This is a genomic window from Bradyrhizobium lablabi (assembly GCF_900141755.1).
Lineage (GTDB): Bacteria > Pseudomonadota > Alphaproteobacteria > Rhizobiales > Xanthobacteraceae > Bradyrhizobium > Bradyrhizobium lablabi_A.
Genome location: NZ_LT670844.1, coordinates 3,311,496 through 3,328,600 on the forward strand (window position 1 = coordinate 3,311,496; position 17,105 = coordinate 3,328,600).

At 60.9% G+C, this 17,105-nt stretch carries 16 protein-coding genes; 6 read left to right on the forward strand and 10 right to left on the reverse strand.

Annotated features, from left to right (window positions below; all coding sequences use genetic code 11):
• Positions 1 to 182: 182 nt before the first annotated feature.
• The 10 genes from B5526_RS15360 to B5526_RS15405 all read right to left on the reverse strand — a co-directional run bounded on the left by B5526_RS15360 (position 183) and on the right by B5526_RS15405 (position 11,239).
• Complete coding sequence (locus B5526_RS15360) at positions 183 to 1,298, reverse strand: SDR family oxidoreductase (RefSeq protein WP_079539225.1); 1,116 nt, start codon at positions 1,296 to 1,298, stop codon at positions 183 to 185.
• 47 nt (positions 1,299 to 1,345) lie between these two features.
• The gene (locus B5526_RS15365; RefSeq protein WP_079539226.1) at positions 1,346 to 2,287 is read right to left on the reverse strand and encodes a D-2-hydroxyacid dehydrogenase family protein; all 942 of its coding nucleotides are present in this window, start codon (positions 2,285 to 2,287) and stop codon (positions 1,346 to 1,348) included.
• 12 nt (positions 2,288 to 2,299) lie between these two features.
• Positions 2,300 to 3,127: an alpha/beta fold hydrolase gene (locus B5526_RS15370; protein WP_079539228.1), complete on the reverse strand. Its 828-nt coding sequence runs from the start codon at positions 3,125 to 3,127 to the stop codon at positions 2,300 to 2,302.
• Positions 3,124 to 3,594 (reverse strand): 2,4'-dihydroxyacetophenone dioxygenase family protein, encoded by a 471-nt coding sequence (locus B5526_RS15375; protein WP_079545019.1) that lies wholly within the window; start codon positions 3,592 to 3,594, stop codon positions 3,124 to 3,126. Before B5526_RS15375 ends, B5526_RS15370 begins: the two co-directional genes overlap by 4 nt.
• A gap of 138 nt (positions 3,595 to 3,732) precedes the next feature.
• Positions 3,733 to 4,437 carry a glutathione binding-like protein gene (locus B5526_RS15380; RefSeq protein WP_079539230.1) on the reverse strand — a complete coding sequence of 235 codons (705 nt, stop codon included), beginning with the start codon at positions 4,435 to 4,437 and terminating at the stop codon, positions 3,733 to 3,735.
• 354 nt (positions 4,438 to 4,791) lie between these two features.
• Complete coding sequence (locus B5526_RS15385) at positions 4,792 to 5,349, reverse strand: YkgB family protein (RefSeq protein WP_079539231.1); 558 nt, start codon at positions 5,347 to 5,349, stop codon at positions 4,792 to 4,794.
• 118 nt (positions 5,350 to 5,467) lie between these two features.
• Positions 5,468 to 6,043, reverse strand: a complete 576-nt coding sequence (locus tag B5526_RS15390) for a carboxymuconolactone decarboxylase family protein (protein ID WP_154071318.1) — start codon at positions 6,041 to 6,043, stop codon at positions 5,468 to 5,470.
• Between the two features lie 231 nt (positions 6,044 to 6,274).
• Complete coding sequence (locus B5526_RS15395) at positions 6,275 to 6,559, reverse strand: nuclear transport factor 2 family protein (RefSeq protein WP_154071319.1); 285 nt, start codon at positions 6,557 to 6,559, stop codon at positions 6,275 to 6,277.
• Positions 6,560 to 6,865: 306 nt separating this feature from the next.
• Positions 6,866 to 9,742, reverse strand: a complete 2,877-nt coding sequence (locus B5526_RS15400; protein WP_172842053.1) for an ATP-binding protein — start codon at positions 9,740 to 9,742, stop codon at positions 6,866 to 6,868.
• Positions 9,743 to 10,192: 450 nt separating this feature from the next.
• Entirely contained in the window at positions 10,193 to 11,239 is a 1,047-nt protein-coding gene (locus B5526_RS15405; RefSeq protein WP_079539235.1) for an AraC family transcriptional regulator, read from the reverse strand.
• 131 nt (positions 11,240 to 11,370) lie between these two features.
• Between B5526_RS15405 and B5526_RS15410 the strand changes: the two genes are divergently transcribed.
• The 6 genes from B5526_RS15410 (at position 11,371) to B5526_RS15435 (ending at position 16,962) form a co-directional block, all read left to right on the forward strand.
• Positions 11,371 to 11,907, forward strand: coding sequence for a carboxymuconolactone decarboxylase family protein (locus B5526_RS15410; protein WP_079539236.1), 537 nt, complete (start codon positions 11,371 to 11,373; stop codon positions 11,905 to 11,907).
• 46 nt (positions 11,908 to 11,953) lie between these two features.
• A complete protein-coding gene (locus B5526_RS15415; RefSeq protein WP_079539237.1) occupies positions 11,954 to 12,460 on the forward strand; it encodes a YkgB family protein in 507 nt (168 codons plus the stop codon).
• On the forward strand, positions 12,457 to 12,981 hold the full coding sequence (locus B5526_RS15420) for a hypothetical protein (protein ID WP_197688440.1): 525 nt from the start codon (positions 12,457 to 12,459) through the stop codon (positions 12,979 to 12,981). Before B5526_RS15415 ends, B5526_RS15420 begins: the two co-directional genes overlap by 4 nt.
• A 421-nt stretch (positions 12,982 to 13,402) precedes the next feature.
• Positions 13,403 to 14,998, forward strand: coding sequence for a hypothetical protein (locus tag B5526_RS15425; RefSeq protein WP_079539239.1), 1,596 nt, complete (start codon positions 13,403 to 13,405; stop codon positions 14,996 to 14,998).
• 70 nt (positions 14,999 to 15,068) lie between these two features.
• The gene (locus B5526_RS15430; RefSeq protein ID WP_079539240.1) at positions 15,069 to 15,644 is read left to right on the forward strand and encodes a tetratricopeptide repeat protein; all 576 of its coding nucleotides are present in this window, start codon (positions 15,069 to 15,071) and stop codon (positions 15,642 to 15,644) included.
• A gap of 214 nt (positions 15,645 to 15,858) precedes the next feature.
• Positions 15,859 to 16,962 (forward strand): alpha/beta fold hydrolase, encoded by a 1,104-nt coding sequence (locus tag B5526_RS15435; RefSeq protein ID WP_079539242.1) that lies wholly within the window; start codon positions 15,859 to 15,861, stop codon positions 16,960 to 16,962.
• The last annotated feature ends 143 nt before the right edge of the window (positions 16,963 to 17,105 follow it).

Consider the following 17,105-nt stretch of genomic DNA (forward strand, 5'->3'; position numbering starts at 1 on the left):
ATACCCGTGCCAATGGATACGTCAGGTTTGTGCGCATCGGATCATCGACTTCCCGATCGATGCGCTGCTTGCAACATCGTTCGTTCCTGCCATCCAGGTAGCTCTCCTGTCGGCATTAGGCTTATTCCAGACCGGAATGGAAAAGGCGGCACAGCGGCATCGGTGAGAGCCGGGCATCCGGACTACTTCGCGGCTGGCGGCAGGAGCTTGTGGTCGATCAGAGACTGCAGTGCGTTGCGGAACGAGTCCTCGGTATCAATTGTCTTTGTGAACCCAGCCTGGCGCAGCTTGACGGTGCTCACAAAGGCCCGAGGTCCTTCCGGGGCGCCATAAGCGAACGCGAAGTCCGCGTGCTGATCCCCTTGTCCAACCAGCTCCCGTAGATTCCGGGAGCGAAGATCGTACTTTGCGACGATCCGGTTCCAAGCATCCGCGTTTTCATCGAGGTATGCTGCCACGCTCGTTGGCGTGTCCGGTCCGGTTTCGACGCCGAGGGTTTCGGCCATGGCCGGCCACACATTGCGCCACTCGAACACGTCGCCGTTCGTGATGTTGAACGCCTCGTTCGCTGCCTGGGGCGACTGCGCAGCCCAGACCATCACGTCCGCGACGAGGTCTGCATCGGCGGCTTCCCAGACGAACGACGGGCCGCCAGGAAAGCCGAACGATTCACCCTTCTCGCGGCGGATTGCCGCGTAGACTCCGATGGCGGGGACAACGTTCAACGCACCTGGGGTTGGACCGGTGACGAGCTGCGGGCGTAGAGCCGTATAATTGAAGCCGTGCTGGGCGCCCATCTCACCCACATAGGCTTCCTGATCGAAAAAGAAGTTTTGGTGATCCCTACGGGCATCACGTTCGCGGGCCGGGATAGGGATCGGGTGCAGGTGCACGCCGTAGATCTTCGTTCCCTGGAGAATGCTGACGTGCTGGAAATTGGAGGCGGTGCGCACGATCGGCGCCACCACGTTGCGCAGCATGGCGTTGTTGGTCTCGATCTGTTCCTTGCTCGACCAGCCAGCGACCAGCTCAGGCCTCTCGTGCAGGGCCGTGTAGGCGATATGCGTGATGTCGGTCAGCGGCTCGAACGCGGCGCGGGAGCTTTTCTCGTCCCGCAAATCGACCGACAGAAACTCAACATCCCGTCCGCTCGGCAGCTCGGGCTTGCGGCGTGAGACGCCGACCACCTCCCAACCGGCGGAAAGAAACTTCTCGATCGCGGCGACCCCCAGCAGGCCGCTTGCACCCGTGACCAGGACCTTATTCCGAACGATCTTTCCTTGGTTGCTCACGCTCATGATTCTTGGACCCCGTGTTAATGAGAAGGTTTGCTCGTCGCAGATGCCTATGCGGCCGTTGCGTTAACCTCGATCCATTTTGCGATGTTGGCCGCGGCGTCGCCGTAGAAGGTCCGATAAAGATCTTCGGTTACGTAGCCGATGTGAGGCGTCGCGAGGACGTTCTCCAGCTTCCGGAAGGGGTGATCTAGACCCAACGGCTCCACCTCGAATACGTCGACCGCGGCCCCGGCTATCCTACACGCCTGCAGAGCTTCGATCAGGGCAGGCTCGTCGACGATTGGACCTCGTGACGTGTTGACGAGTCTCGCCGTCGGTTTCATGAGCGCGAGTTCGGGCGCCCCGATCAGGCCTCTGGTGCGCTTGCTGAGGACGAGGTGGACGGTCACGATATCGGCTTCGCGGAACAGCGTCTGCTTGTCGACGAGGATAGCGCCGGCCGCGCTGGCCTTCTCTTCGGTCAGGTTCTGACTCCACGCGATCACCCGCATACCGAAGGAGAGACCGATGCGCGCGACTTCCTTTCCGATGTTGCCCAATCCGACGACGCCCAAGCTCTTGCCTCGGAGGTTTGAGCCGAGGTCAATCTGCCACCCGCCGGCCTTCAGCGAGGCTGCCTCCCGGTCGATGCGCCGCATGCTCGCCAAGATCAGCGACCAGGTGAACTCGATGGTCGGCGTGGCGTCGTAGCCGGTCGCGGTCACCATGATGCGGCGCTCGGCTGCGGCTTCCATGTCGATCGAGGCGTTGCGCGGTCCCGTTGAAGCGATCAGCCTGAGCCGGGGTAGCTGGCTCAGAATCTCCTTCGTCAGCGGAGTGCGTTCGCGCATCACGCAGACGACGTCGAACGGACGCAGCCGCTCGACGACGGCTGCCGGATCAGCCAGGTGGTCGTTGAAGACCGTGATCTCCGCGTGCCGCCGCACGGCGGACCAGTCAGCGAGTTGTAGCGCTACGTTCTGATAGTCGTCGAGGATCGCTACCTTCATGGATGTCCTCCGTCACCTTCGTTCGGCGGCAAAAAACTCGGCCAAAGCTCCGGTCACCGCCTTGGGGTCGTTCTCCATCGGAATGTGGCCGGCCGACTTGATCCGGACGAGCCGCGTCTCCGGGATTTCCCGTGCGTAACGTTCGGCATAGTCGACCGTCTGGAATCCGTCGTCTTCGCCCCAGACCAGAAGTTTGGGCATCTTTGATTGCAGCAGAGCCGGCAGCATCTCCATGGTGTAGCGATGGTCGGCTGCGCCCGCGAGCGCCAGCCATGAGCGGGCAACCCTCGGGTCCGTCCAGGGTTCAAGATATTCGCTGATCTCGGCTTCGCTTGCGGGGCGCCCAAGCGCCTTCACGACGGACACGCGACGCGCGGCCAGAACGTCATCCCGCGTCGTGGCGGCAGCCACCGCCGGATCCCGAAAGCGGGCAACGCCGGGTACCGGCCACGAATCGTACATGATGCCGTTCACCACGGCCACGCGCGGCACCTCCACGGTTCCTGCGAGCGCCAGATGCTGCGCCACCCCTCCGCCAATGTCATGGCCGGCGACCATGACCGGCCCCTCATGCCCGAGCGCTTCGAGGAAACGCACGAGCCAGGCGGAGAGACGCGGGACCGAAGCCTCGCTCAGGGTGAGTTCGCCTCCGGAGCGGCCGAAGCCGGGGAAATCGACCGCCACCGGGCGAAGGCCCGCCGCGGCGATGCCGTCGAGCACGGGCTGCCAGACGCGGCTCCAATAGGTGCCATGAAGCAGGAGCACCAGGGAACCGCCCTTGCCGGCGGTCAGATAGCTGATCGGAACGCCGCCTACGTCGATTGTCTTGCGCCTCGTCATCGGACGATCCTCCTGACATGATCCTTGCCGAGCCCGACGGCTTCATAGTGGCTGGTCGCGTGCTCGAGCTTGGTGAAAACATCTTCGTATCCGAGCGCCTCGCCGTAGGGATCGACATAGGTGTATCCACCCGTCACGTGAAAGAGCGTGGCCATTTCCTTCACGTCGTCCGGAACGACGAGCGTGTGCGTCTCGCCGGGCGGCTCGAATGCGTAGTCGCCTGGGGTCGCGATCCAGTCGTGCTCAAGGTAGCGCCATTTTCCGCGCAGCGTGAAGGCGTGCACCGGTCCGGAATGGCGGTGACGCGACAGCACGCCCGAGGACCGGACCCTGAGGATGTTGATATAGTAGCCCTGGCTCACATTCAGGACGAGCGGCCTGAAGGCAACGGTCGGCGACTGCGGCACCCATTCGCGTTCGTCCCCGTCAAGTTCCAGCGCGGAGCCGACGAACACATCCGGCACCATGCCTGCGGGCTGGGGTTTCTGGTACGCGATCTTGCTCTGATCGATGGTCCGGCGCTCGGGTGCCTGCTGTGAAGACGTGATCGTCATTTTCTCCTCCATCATGCAATGGGGCCGTCGGAAGATTTCCACTCGTTGCCGTCAGCCTGCCGGCGCTCTGCTGGCGGTCTGTCCGAACAGGATCTTCTTCCCTTCCTCGGTAACGGCGGGACGGCTCGAGTACGGCTCGCCTCTGGCGTAGGCCCGCTGCGTCCCGGGGCGCTCGCGCACCGTGTCGAACCAGCGCCGCAGGTTCGGGAAGTCATCCAGATTCTGCTGCTGGCGCTTCCAGGGAACGATCCAGGGATAGGAAGCCATGTCGGCGATGCTGTACTCGTCGCCGGCGACGAACGTGCGGTTTTCGAGATGATGATCGAGCACGCCGTACAGACGGTTCGTCTCCTTCACGTAGCGGTCGATCGCGTAAGGAATTTTGCTTGGCGCGTAGATGCCGAAATGGTGGTTCTGTCCGGCCATCGGCCCTAAACCACCCACTTGCCAGAACAGCCACTCCATCGCGGTCTTGCGGCCGCGGACGTTCTTCGGCAGGAAGCGGCCGGTCTTGTCGGCGAGGTACAACAGGATGGCGCCCGACTCGAACACGCTGATCGGTTCGCCGCCGTCGGACGGTACGGTATCGATGATCACCGGCATGCGGTTGTTCGGCGAGATGGCGAGAAAGTCGGGCTTGAACTGATCGCCGGCGCTGATGTCGACCGGGTGGATCGTGTAGTCCAGTCCCGCTTCCTCCAGGAACATCGTGATCTTGTGACCGTTCGGCGTAGGCCAGTAGTAAAGGTCGATCATTTCCGTCTCCTCTGCTTGTCCGCCAAGTGCGAGGCCGCGGGCCCTGCCCCTGCCGGTGGCAAGGTGCGGCCTCGGTCGCGGTCAGGCGGCGCGCTTCAGCTTCCCCGGCGCTCCACTCCGCGCCCTTCATGAACGGATCAAGTGGCGTCTGCGCGAGGTGGTTGGTGTAGTTCGAGATCAGCTTGGTCGCGGCGAGGACGAGCACGTCGAGCACGGCGCGATTGTCGTAGCTCGTCGCCTTGAAGGCGTGAAGCGTGAAACCGTTGATCATTTCTCGTTTCCTTGCGAATGATGTGGCGGTGACAAACTTGCGTGTCCGCCGGCGCCGGGGCAGTCGCTTTGGGGCAATATCATTCATTCCTGTCCGGAATGAACGAGCCCCCCGGTTTTCGAGCGCCGTGCGGCAGGGTCATGCTGGGCGACGCGCACCACGTCCTGCTTCAGGAGATAGAACGAGACGGCGAGCAGCACGACGTCCTTCATCAGGAACGGGACGTTGCCGGTCATTGCCGGAAATCCGGCCGCAGGATCCCAGCCGTCAGGCATGAACGGAATGATTGTGACCGTTGCGATGAAGGTCGCGGTCGAACCGGCGGCACCGAGAATTCCGAGCCGCTTGTCCCAGAACCCCGCAAGCAGCAGGGTGCCGAACGTCCATTCGGAGACACCGAGAAACCAGCTTGCAGCCTGGTGGCCAAACACGGGGTACAGCCACCAGATCAGCGGACCGTTGCTGATGAAGGGCACGAGCCGCTCCGCCTCATACGGCCACCACTTTTGGTAACCGAAGAAGAAAAACATGATCACCATCGATGCGCGGACCAGGTGGTAGTCGAGATCCTCGGTGAGCACGCCGGACCGGCGCAGGATCAGGACGAACGGGCTGACTGCTGTGTTGAGAATCGCGTTCATTGTTGTAACTCCTTATGTCGAGCGTCGTCATGCAGTCGCTTCACGCGACCGCGGGGAAGTTGATTTCATTGGCGGACCTCGCCGCCCCCGCAAAGCGAGGGCGACTTTCTGACGCCGGTCAGGCGGCGGGTTTGAGCTTGCCGGGCGGCGTCCATTCGGCGCCCTTCATGAACGAATCGTTCGGCGTCTCGGCGAGGTGGTTGGTGTAGTTCGAGATCAGCTTGGTCGCGGCGAGAACGAGCACGTCAAGCACAGCGCGATTGTCATAGCCCGCGGCCTTGAAGGCAGCGACGTCGGCCTGGCTCACCACGCCGCGCTGGCGGGTGACTTTTGCGGCGAACTGGCGCAGCGCCTCGAGCTTCGCGTCGGCGATGGGGCGGCCTTCGCGGACAGCGGCGATCGCGGCATTGTCGACCTTCGCCATGCGCGAGAGGTTGGTGTGACCCGCCATGCAATAGGTGCACTCGTTCTCGTAGATGATGGCGAGATAGACGATGTTGCGCTCCTGCGGCGTGAAACCCGTCTTCTCGGCAATGCCCCAGAGTGTGCTGTAGGCCTCGAGCGCCGCAGGGCTCTCGGCGAGGACGCGGTGCAGGTTGGGCACGAAGCCCCAGGCCTTCTGGACGCCGTTCAGAATCTCGGCAGAGGCTGCCGGCGCGGTGGCAGTCTCGTGAAGCGTGAATCCGTTGATCATTTGTCTTCTCCCTTCTTGAACAATGTTAGCGCACCATCCCCCATTCCCCGGCGCTGCGGCAGACGCGATCTGGCGATATGATTCATTCCGATGGGGAATGGACCTCTTCCAATCGATGACGCGGCTTTCCCTCTAGCGCGAGTTAAACGTTTTAAAATGTTGTTAAACGTGGAACTCGCAGGTCTGAAAAAGCCTGTTGCCCCATTAAGGCAGACGCCGGGCCACCGGATCTCAGATATCGCGGCGATTGCGCAAGATGATCAATTGGATGATGCGATCGTTATGAGGCGTGAAATAAAAGGCCAGGACGAGCGGGTCCGGCAAACCGCGTTTGTCAAAATTTCCATCAATATCGGCAGTGACAATGAAATTGTCGTAGTGCCTCACGATTGTCGTAACTGCGATCGTCAGTTTTTCGCCGATGATGTCCCGTTCTGCCCAGTCCCTGATGGCCGCTTTGCCCCAGTAGTCCCGTAGCTGATCGTTGACAAGCGCGTCGTCGGCAAATGTGACCATCAACCGCTCCAGGTCGAAGCTGTTCGTAGCCTCGACAAAGGCTGCGACTAAGGACGGAAGCGCAGTTGATGCATTGGTCGACGAACGGGGGCTTGGCATGTGGATCAACGGCCATGGCGAATTGACGGCATTTCAACACCATGCCTCACTTAGTGAACCCTGGCTCCTTGTATCCTGTAAAAAATTGTAAAATCAGCAAGAGCGACTGTTCAGGCGCACTGGCGCGTTGGCAGTTCGGGGCAGCCGCAAATCGCTTCTGGCACGTCCAGCAAGGGCATCATCCGCACGCGTTGGTGCGACTTACGATCATGACTGCAAATCTTCCAGGAGCGCGCGCGCCTGCTTGAGGTCTTCGGTTTGAAATCCTTCCGTGAAGCGGCCGTAGACGAGCGCAAGATTATGGCGAGCTTGATCCCGCTGCCCGCCTTCGGAAAGAAGGCGGGCCAAGGCCATTGCCGCCCTCAGCTCCAGGGCGAGCGCTGATTGGACGCGCGCGACTTCGATCGCTTCGGTCAGACAACCCATCGCCGACGCCCGGCCATGCCGCGGCATGGCCGCAAGAATCTGCGCTTTGATCCGCAGAAGTTCGGACATGTCGTACGTCGATCCGCAATCTGTCGCGCGCGCGATTGCGCCATTGACCGTGAGGAGGGCCTCCTCCACCTGCCCGGTCATGCGCAGGCCCTCGGCCAGCGCTCCCGCAAAAAGCGTAAGCAAGATATTCAGCTTTTTGGCGGATAGGGTATCCAGCGCACTCCGCAGCAAGTCGACGCCGGGTTCCACTTCGTCGCGAGCAATGGCAAGGGCGCCCTTCAGTCCGAGGCCGGCGGCGCGGTACGGCTCGATCGAGTGTCGTCTCGCATATTCGATGAGTCGTTCGACGTAGTCGCCGGCAATACGGAAGTCGCCGCTCCAGAAAAAGACCGGCGAACCGTAGGTCAGCGCGACGCATATCGAAAGCGGGTTATCTCGGCTCACAGCTCCGTCGACGGCGTTTCTTGCGATACTGCGCGCCTGGTCGGAAAAGCCGCGCAGCCACAAGGTGCGGGCGAGGCTAATGGGAGCGTAGATGCGATGATCAAAGCCGAAGAAGTTCGGGATGACCATGCCAGGCGCGGCTGCGCGAGCCATGCCTCGCTCACCGTAAAATTGGGCCTCGGCCTGGTCTCCCATGAAATGGTAGCAAGTGCCGAGCATGAAGTCCGCGACTGCCAGGCCCGCCGGGTCTTGGGGGCCCTCCACGAGCGTTGCGCTCTGCTGCGCAGCCGCGAGCGCGGCACGGAAATCGCCAAGCCGCATGAGAAGCCGATACAAGCCGTAAAGAAGCTGCAATTGGTGACGCCGGTCGCCGAACGCCTCCTCCAGCGCAAGTCCGCGCTCGATCGCGGCGCGAACCTGGTCGGCGTTTCCGCTTATGTACATCGATGATAACGCAAGGGCCTCCTGAAGGATCATCTCCTGTCTGGTGCCACGGGCTGCGTCATCGAGGCAGGCGAGCGCACGTTCGCACCACCGGTCGCACTCCTCGAGCAGTGACAATCCGATGAACAGGGGCGCCGCCCAGGTAGCGAGCTCCACGCCGACGGCGACATCGCCGTCGGCAGAGAATGCCCATTCGAGCGCCGCCCGCACATTGCCAATGTGCGAGGCGTATCCCGAAAGGTCCTGCTCGCCGAACCTCGATTGAACGATTTCGTCGTGTTGGAGAAACTTGGAAAAAAAGCTCGCGTGCCGCCGGGCGACGCGATTGGCTTCGTCCCGCTCGGCGAGCTTTGCTCCGGCATAGGCGCGTGTCGTGTCGAGCAGCCGATAATATGTCGGTCCATGTACCGGCGCAGTCGATATCAGCGATTTCGCGAGTAGGCTTCCGAGACTCTGTGTGGATCTCACCTCGTCTGTCTCCGTCTCGGACGCAACGGAGCAGGCGGCCTCGAGCGTGAAATCCCCCACGAACACCGAGAGCCTGCTAAGAACGGCCCTTTCGTGCTCGGGAAGCAGATTGTAGCTCCAATCGAGCATCGCGTTCAGCGTTTGGTGTCGGGGCAACGCGGTTCGGCGTCCGTGCCAGAGCAGGCTAAAGCGATTGTCGAGCAGCTCCGCAATTCCACGAATCCCAAGAGAGCCGGCGCGACTGGCGGCGAGCTCGATGGCGAGTGCGATTCTATCAAGTCGGCGGCAGATCGTGGCGACGATCGGCGCTTCGACGTCGCTCAGAGTTGCGCTATAGCCGCCGGCCGCTGCCCGCTCCATGAAGAGCTGAGCAGCCGGGTATCTCAGCACTTCCGCGGCAGTCAGATCGGCATGTCCGGGCGGACAATCAAGTGAATACAACAAGTGGACGCGCTCACCTTCGACACGCAGCGCTTCGCGGCTGGTCGCCAGGATATGCGCGTGTGGTGCCTCGCTGACGACCCGTTCGGCCAACGCCGCTGCCGAGTCGATCACGTGCTCACAGTTGTCGAGAATCAGGAGGACCTTCTTGTCGCCGAGAAACGCGACAAGACTGCCGAACGGGTCGTGGGCCTGAACCATGAACCCGAGCGCCGAGGCGACTGACGTTGCGACGAGCTGGGGATTGGTCAACGCACTCAGATCGACAAAGAAAACCGCGCCGCTGAAACCGTTCAATAACGCATGCGCGACGGAAACGGCAACGGTCGTCTTGCCTATGCCGCCCGGGCCGACGATGCTCACGAAGCGCCCCATGATGAGCTGCTCCGATACGGCTCGAACGGCTTCATCTCGACCGACGATTCGCGCCAATCGCGGCGGTAGCTTCCTCGGTCGCCCGCCGTCAGCGTGTCCTTCGACCGTAATCGACGGCCCTATCGAGCGTGTGACGGGCGCGACAAAACAATAGCCGCGACCGGCAACGTTTGATATGTAACGAGCCCCCTCCTCTCCGCCGAGTGCTTTCCGTAAGGTGGCAATCTGTACGCGGAGATTGGCCTCATCCACCGTCACATTCGGCCACGCGATTGTGAGCAATTCCTTGTAGCTGACGACTTCCCCTGCCCGCTCTGTCAGCGCAATCAGGGTGTCCAGGGCGCGTCCGCCGAGCGGTACTGGATCGTCAACCTTCTTGAGAAGCCTCTCGGCGAGAGACAGGCTGAACGGGCCAAAGGAAAGCACGTCCTTGGCCTGGAAGTCACGACGACCAGTCATGTGCTCTTGCGTCGGCATCCCGGACATCCGTGCGAGGCGGAGCTGCTAGATAGGAAAGCCGAGGTTTCTTCGCGCGGAACCGGTGTGGACTGTAGCGCGAAAAGTCCTCGCTTGATGCAGCGGCGAACCCAGGCCTCCACCCATCGAAGGGCAACATCCCGAGCGAAAACCGGAGGTCCGATCGGGCCCAAAATCGTATTCGCAACAGCGGCAGGGAGCATATGATCTTGCGGCGCAGTCGGCAAGTTCGCGCCGTAGGCACGACATCGCTATGTAAGTGCAAGGCTCGTATGCTGGTTCCGCTGTGCTGAAAGCCGCCGGCAAGCTGTTGCTTGCCGACGACTATTTGAGTTGCGCAGGATCTTTGCTGCGTGACGCGCACCACGTCCCGCTTCAACAGATAGAGCGATACGGCCAGCAGCACCTGGCCGCAAGGTCGCCGCTTGGCACAGTCCGCCCTGATCATCTCTAGGCTGGTGCCTCACCTCCCCTCGCTGGCCGGGGCTCATCAGTCGGTCCACCATCATCGGCCTTTATCGGATTCGCGTCGCCGGGGACCGCCAGCCTTGCAAAGACATCTTGGCCGGACAGCTCCTGCATCTTGCGCCATTGGGCCGGAGTGATGCCCATGTGGCCCTTGAACGCGCGCTGAAACGCCGCTTCCGATTGATAGCCTACTGCCTCCGCCACGGCGCCGGTGGAAAGAGAAGATTTTTTCAGTTCGTTCGCCGCGAGCGTCATCCGTATGTCGGTCAGGAGGTCGCTGGCCGAGCGCCCGAGCTTCTCCTGGAATTGGCGCGCGAGGGTTGCCCGCGACATGTTGCACAGGCGCGCAAGGTCGGGCAGCGACCATGCGCGCGCAGGTTCGTTGAACAGAGCGGCCACCGCGGGAGCAAGGCGTGGATGACCGGCCAAAGCAAGGAGGCCGCGTGGCGCGTCTTCGGTCTCGCTTGCGAGCCGCAGCACAAGCGCGAACATCGCCGTCGACAGCGCGTTCAGCATCGCACGGCCGCCGAGATGATCGTCCGCGGACTCACTGCGCATCAGTGAGACGAGGCCAGCGAGCTGCGCGGCCGTTTCCTTCTGTCCAGCGCGAGTACCCGCATGCACTATCAGGCGCGGCGGCAGATAGCTGCGCAGAAGACGGTCGTGCGGCGGAGTGACGGCGAAGTGTCCGCACAACAGATCGAGCCGTTCGTCCGAACCGAGATTTTCGCTGATCGTGAAGTTGAGGGACGCACGGTTGCGGGCCGGCAGGGGCGCGGCCCCGCTGCCATCGTGCATGACGTGCCGTGGGTTACCTGGAAGCAGGAGAATGTCGCCGGCCTTCAGCTGCAACGGTCGGCCCCCAGCCGGATCTTCCAGCGTCGCGGAGCCGGCGAGCACGGCGTGATACGGGATTTCGTTCGCCTCGCCCGGCCCTTGGTCGATGCGCCAGGGCGTGCCGTAGAAGCAGCGCAAGTCGAGCCGCCCGCGTACCGGCATCATCTCGAACAGCCGGCTGAGCCAATCCATGGCGCCCTCCTGAAAAAGCCTAGGTGAGACGGTGGAGCATATAGTCGAGATTTATCGGCATTCAAAGTCTCAAGGCGCAGCCATACTGTCATTTCGCAATCGTTCACCAACCCTCAACAAGGAGTGCCAACATGTCTCGTCTTTCAGTTCCGAATCTCGAATCCGACAATGGTCCGTCGGGTCAGATCTATGCCCAGATCAAGAAGGCCATCGGCAGCGTCCCGAAAACCTTCGCGGCCATTGCCGCCCACGGCCCTGCCGCCCTGAAGTCGATCCTCGCCGCTGACGCCGTTCTCGCTGCGGGCACACTGACCAAGCGCGATCAGGAGGTAATCAAGCTCGTTATCAGCGCTGCCGGCGGCTGCGATTACTGCGTCGCCGCCCACAACCATCTGGCCAAGCTCGCCGGGGTGAAGCCGGACGCGCTCAAGCAGATCCGCGAGGGCCAGCCCACCGGCGACGCCAAGGGCGATGCGTTGGTCCGCTTCGTCCGCAAGCTCGCGCAGTCCAGCGGCACCGTCAGCGACGAGGATTTCGCCGCGATCAAGGCTGCGGGCTACAGCGACGCCCAGCTGGTCGAGATCAGCCTGGCTTTCGCGACAACCGTCTTCACCAACGTCTTCAACCGCATCAACGACACCGAGATCGACTTCCCCGCGGTTGCGTGAAGCGACCGTGCACCCGTTAGATCTCGAATACGAAAGGATCACAACCATGACCACGCTTTCCACCACCCCTCAAAATCCGCTTGTGCGCGCACTGCACAGATCCGGCCTGCTTGCGGAGGATCTCGACTACCACGTTGTTCGGGCCTCGATGGTGATCATGTTCTTCTTCTTCGGCTACCAGAAGTGGTTTCCGTACGAGTTCGAAAGACTGGTCCCGTTCATCAGCAACGGGCCGCTGATCTGGTGGCTATATCCAGTCTTTGGCCACGCCGGCGCCAGCTATTTCCTGGGCGTCTCGGAGTGGACCTTCGGGTCCCTACTGCTTGCAGGCTTCTGGGACAAGCGGCTCGGCGTTCTTGGCGCCCTCGGCTCGACCGGCACCTTTATCGCGACGGTCACCATCATTCCGTTCATGCCGGAGGGCTGGGACGTCGCCGCGGGAGGCTTCCCCGCGATGACGGGCAACGTGCCCTTCCTGATGAAAGACGTCGTTCTGCTGGCCGTGTCGCTCTACCTACTGAGGCAGGATGTTGTCCGGCTGATCCGGCAATGAAGTCACGTATACAACTCGGCGACTCGCCGGCGAGTGCGAAGCTTGCCGGCGAGTTAGTTTGTGAGCATCAGAATTCCGACCTTCACACCCGAGCAATCAAACCAGCGCTGATCAAAGGTCAGGCGTGCACGATCCAATTGGGAACCAGCGATTGTCCACTTTGCGCCAGCAGCGGTCATTCTTATAAGCCGGCTTCGGCTTCTAAAGCCAAGAAAGCGATTGCGGACTACAAGAAAGCGATTGGGCGCCCGGATGGGATGGCCGAGCTGTCGATATTTTATTGCGAAGAAGCATTCAGCTTTTTAGAGTCCTGCACTATTGAAGATGAAAGCTACTTTGCTGCTCTGATCCGCATGTATGAACGGTCCCTCGAATTCGTATCCAGCCTACCTCTTGCCGAGCGCGCCACCTTCCTCGAGCGTCTGGACAAGCTTAGATCACGCGGGAGACACGTCGGCTGGGGAGTTCACGACGAACTCAATAGCCTTTGGTATGCTGCCGCTCTCGACGAGAGTGAATAACGGCTCGTTCTATCGGTTCCTCAATTGATGAGGGGACCCAGCCGAACCGGAATGTCCGCTTTTCTGCCGCTATCGAGGGAAAATCGGACGTATTGCGGACATCGCCAAGACGACGCAGATGACCAATTCAAACATTGCGCTCGCTAATATGGTCGAATTACTGGTTCGGCCGAGACCAACACGAGGCCTCTTTTGGTCGGGCCTGGCATGGTGTAATCTTTATCCAGATCTGCTTTTGGGATGGGACGTGCCGACGTCTTCGTTCCAGGTGAATGGCAGCAGGAATGCCGTCGGCAGGCAACTCACTCTCTTAAATCAAACCGACAGTCCTTTTTGTGCCGGTCTCTTACTGAGCATCCGCCATGCGCGCGGACGCGAGGCGATGCGCGAATGGTTACTTTGACCGCAACGAGGGAACGCCATGAAACCAAACCTGGGAACGTTCGTCACCGCGCTGTTGGCAAGCGCATTCACCGCGGCAGGCTGGGCCCAGGGACTCGGCCGCGCGCATTTTGAGACCTCGTGCACGCCGCAGGCGCAGGAGAAATTCGACCGCGGCCTGGCGATGGTGCATTCATTCTTCTATCCGGACAGCGTCCAAGCCTTCACCGAAGCCGCTGCCGCCGATCCGCAATGTGCTATCGCCTACTGGGGCATCGCGATCAGCCACCGCCCCAATCCGTTGATCCTGCCGCTGTCCGCCGCCGTCTTGAAGAACGGATTGGAGGCGGTTGAACAGGGCAAAGCGATCGGTGCCAAGACCGAGCGCGAGCGCGACTGGCTTGCAGCGATGGAGCTTTACTACAGGGACTACGACAAGATCGATCAGACAGAGCGCGGACTCGCCTACGAAAAGGCGATGGAAACGCTGACGCAGAAATATCCTGATGATCCAGAGGCTGCCATTTTCTATGCGCTCGCTCTCAATGAGACGGCGCTGCATAGCGATAAGACCTATGCAAAACAGCTCAAGGCCGGTGCCATCCTCGAAACGATTGCGGCGAAGCTACCGGACCATCCGGGCGTGCTGCATTATCTGATCCACACCTACGATTACCCGCCGCTCGCGCAACGCGGCCTTGATGCCGCCGATAGATATGCCGAGGTCGCCCCCGCGGCGCAACATGCCCAGCACATGCCCTCGCACACCTATTCCATGCTCGGGTTGTGGACGCAGTCGGTTGCATCGAACACGAAGTCCCGGGCGGTCGCCCAGGGGCAGGCGGCCAAGCTCTGGCCGGGGGCGACACATCCAGGCGAGCCGCACCATCTGGACTTTATGGAATACGCCCTGCTGCAAATGGGACAGGAGGGACCTGCGAAGCAGCTACGTGACGACAGCAACGCTATAAAAAAGCTCGGGTTTGAATACTTCCCAAGCTATACCGCGCTCGCGGCGGTGCCGGCGCGCTTTGCGTTGGAACGTCAGGCATGGAAGGAAGCAGCCGCGCTTGAACCGAGGGGCAGCCAGTTTCCGCAAGCCGAGGCGATCACCTATTTTGCCCGTGCCGCCGGCTCAGCCCGCAGCGGCGACCTTGCCGGTGCCGACCGTGAGGTCAACAAGCTCAAGGAGCTTCGCGCCGCGCTGGAAAAGGCGAACCAGTCCTACTGGGCCGAACAAGTTGAAGTCCAAATATTGGCTGCATCGGCCTGGATCGCGCATGCCAAAGGGGAGGAGAAGGAGGCGCTGAAGTTCATGCGCGCTGCGGCAGACGTGGAGGATAACAGCGAAAAACACATCGCGATGGAAAACAGGCTCTACCCGATGCGCGAACTGTTGGGTGACCTCCTGCTCGAACAGCAACAGGCGGCATCAGCGCTAACTGAGTACGAGACTTCGCTGCAGTCGACGCCCAACCGGCTGCGTGGCCTGTACGGCGCAGCCAAGGCTGCGGAGGCAGCAAGTGAGCCAGAGAAAGCAACGGCCTACTTCGGCAAGCTTGCCGAGTTGACGAAGGACGCCGATACCGATCGGATGGAAATTCGCGAGGCCAGGGCTCATTCGATGCAGCGGTAAGCGGCTGCACCGAAGATGAATGGAATAGCTGCCGGACGTGTGTCCGGCAGCTACTAATGGCATAGCGATCATGAGGCGTTCGACCCTAATCGCCGCCGTGTTCGGCCTGCTGGCTGCAGTGCCGGCAGGGTACCGCTTGACCCTACCTGCCTGGCAAGATCCAGCTGCGGCGCCGGCCGGCGCGGATAATGCCGCGTCCAAAGCGGTGCTCCCAATCGAAGCTTGGCCAATCTGCTCGACCATGGGATCGATGACGGAGACGGCGGATTGGGCGTCGCTGGATCCGGATTTCGCGGCCGGCAAACGAGCGCTCGTCGCTGGTGACGGGTACAGGGCCATCAATGCTTTCACCGCTGCAGCGCTTCGCGACTCCCGCAATGCCGATATTCAGAACTATCTTGGTTACGCCTATCGCCGCCTGCGGCAACTCGATCCAGCAATGCGGCATTATCAGCAGGCTCTTATGCTCAATCCTCGGCAACGCAGCGCACACGAACACCTGGGTGAAGCCTACATGATGCAAGGCAATCTCGCCAAAGCCGAAGAGCATCTCGCGGCTTTGGAGCGGATTTGTCTGATTCCCTGCGGCGAATACGATGATTTGAAGCAGGCTATTGCAGCGTACCGCCAAGTCGCGTCGCGCTAGACGGTGTCGGCTCATGGCACTTCGCTGAATTCGGGTTTGAGCGAATGACCGCTTCGCGCCCGGAAGCGGACCTTCATTCCAAGTCAGCCTTAATCCAACTGAGACATGTCGCGAACTTACTTTCTGTTGTCGTCCGCGTTGTTCCAGGGTTGTTTTTGGGGTGAAATCGACCTAGCTCAAGACAGCAGGGACGAACCGGGCATTCCTTTATCAAATGGATCGGTATCTAGGAGGTCAATTCCCGTATGCGACGTTCTTCTGGCCGGCGCTCGTCGCAGCATCAGCCGCTGAAACTGCGTCGTCCATAGCGGCACATTTTCTGGAATTCTCAGGCGATGCTGGTGGCGACCGCGCTCCGCAAGAGCCGGAAGGAGCCACGCCAAGCAAGATTGCGTTTGAGCTGCATGCAGTCCGGCTCCGTGACTTTACGATGGTCAAGAGCGGCGTTCCCACCCTGCTGTGCACACCGCTCGCGCTGCATGGAGCCGCTATTGCCGACCTTGCAGCCGGACACAGTCTCGTTGCCGCCCTCCGCGGTGCTGGAATTGAACGACTGTTTATTGCCGATTGGCGCTCGGCCAGCGCTGACATGCGATTTCTCGGCATTGACGAATATCTTGCCGATCTCAATGTCCTCGTCGATTGTGTCGGTGGCTTGGTTGATCTCATAGGGCTTTGCCAGGGAGGCTGGTTGTCACTGGTCTATGCCGGACGATTCCCAGCTAAAGTACGCAAGCTTGTTATGGCCGGCGCGCCGGTTGATATTGCTGCGCGGCAATCCCGATTGTCGGCTATCGCCGAGGCGACTCCCCTGATCATGTTTCAGAGCCTGGTCAATCTCGGCGATGGTCGCGTTATCGGCCGCAATATCGCGCCGTTCTGGGGAAACGACACTGACGCAAGCGATATCCGCGAATCTCTGCAGCTGCTTGAGCCGATCGGCTCGCCAGAATTCACGCGGCTCGAAGCCATCTTCAAAAGCTGGAGTTCTTGGACGATCGACGTTCCTGGAACATACTATCTCGAAGTTATCGAGAAGCTATACAAGCGCAACGAACTCGCCGGCGGAAGCTTCGTCGCCCTGGGGCAAAAAATCGACCTCTCGCGTCTGCGGCTTCCAATGTATCTTCTTGCTGGGAGCGCCGACGAAGTGGTTGCCCCGGAACAATTGCTTGCAGTGGAGCGGCTGGTAGGAACGCAGCCGGAGTATCTACGCCACGAGGTCGCCCCGTGTAATCATCTTGGTCTGTTCATGGGGAGGCGGACGCTTGAACAGTATTGGCCGAGGATTGTGCGTTGGATGAAAGAAGTCGATTGAATAAGCCTGGCCACTTCCGCTAGAGCATGATCCGGAAAAGTGGGTACCGGTTTTCCGAAAAGATCATGCTCAAACAAAAAGATAGAGCGGGATGACGATTCGAAGAAAAGTCATCACGCTCTAATGGCTGATTGTGTTGCAGA

Coding starts and splice junctions, on each gene's coding strand:
- B5526_RS15360 (WP_079539225.1), bottom strand. CDS start 1,298: ATGAGCGTGAGCAACCAAGGAAAGATCGTTCGGAATAAGGTCCTGGTC.
- B5526_RS15365 (WP_079539226.1), bottom strand. CDS start 2,287: ATGAAGGTAGCGATCCTCGACGACTATCAGAACGTAGCGCTACAACTC.
- B5526_RS15370 (WP_079539228.1), bottom strand. CDS start 3,127: ATGACGAGGCGCAAGACAATCGACGTAGGCGGCGTTCCGATCAGCTAT.
- B5526_RS15375 (WP_079545019.1), bottom strand. CDS start 3,594: ATGGTGCCGGATGTGTTCGTCGGCTCCGCGCTGGAACTTGACGGGGAC.
- B5526_RS15380 (WP_079539230.1), bottom strand. CDS start 4,437: ATGATCGACCTTTACTACTGGCCTACGCCGAACGGTCACAAGATCACG.
- B5526_RS15385 (WP_079539231.1), bottom strand. CDS start 5,349: ATGAACGCGATTCTCAACACAGCAGTCAGCCCGTTCGTCCTGATCCTG.
- B5526_RS15390 (WP_154071318.1), bottom strand. CDS start 6,043: ATGATCAACGGATTCACGCTTCACGAGACTGCCACCGCGCCGGCAGCC.
- B5526_RS15395 (WP_154071319.1), bottom strand. CDS start 6,559: ATGGTCACATTTGCCGACGACGCGCTTGTCAACGATCAGCTACGGGAC.
- B5526_RS15400 (WP_172842053.1), bottom strand. CDS start 9,742: ATGCCGACGCAAGAGCACATGACTGGTCGTCGTGACTTCCAGGCCAAG.
- B5526_RS15405 (WP_079539235.1), bottom strand. CDS start 11,239: ATGGATTGGCTCAGCCGGCTGTTCGAGATGATGCCGGTACGCGGGCGG.
- B5526_RS15410 (WP_079539236.1), top strand. CDS start 11,371: ATGTCTCGTCTTTCAGTTCCGAATCTCGAATCCGACAATGGTCCGTCG.
- B5526_RS15415 (WP_079539237.1), top strand. CDS start 11,954: ATGACCACGCTTTCCACCACCCCTCAAAATCCGCTTGTGCGCGCACTG.
- B5526_RS15420 (WP_197688440.1), top strand. CDS start 12,457: ATGAAGTCACGTATACAACTCGGCGACTCGCCGGCGAGTGCGAAGCTT.
- B5526_RS15425 (WP_079539239.1), top strand. CDS start 13,403: ATGAAACCAAACCTGGGAACGTTCGTCACCGCGCTGTTGGCAAGCGCA.
- B5526_RS15430 (WP_079539240.1), top strand. CDS start 15,069: ATGAGGCGTTCGACCCTAATCGCCGCCGTGTTCGGCCTGCTGGCTGCA.
- B5526_RS15435 (WP_079539242.1), top strand. CDS start 15,859: ATGGATCGGTATCTAGGAGGTCAATTCCCGTATGCGACGTTCTTCTGG.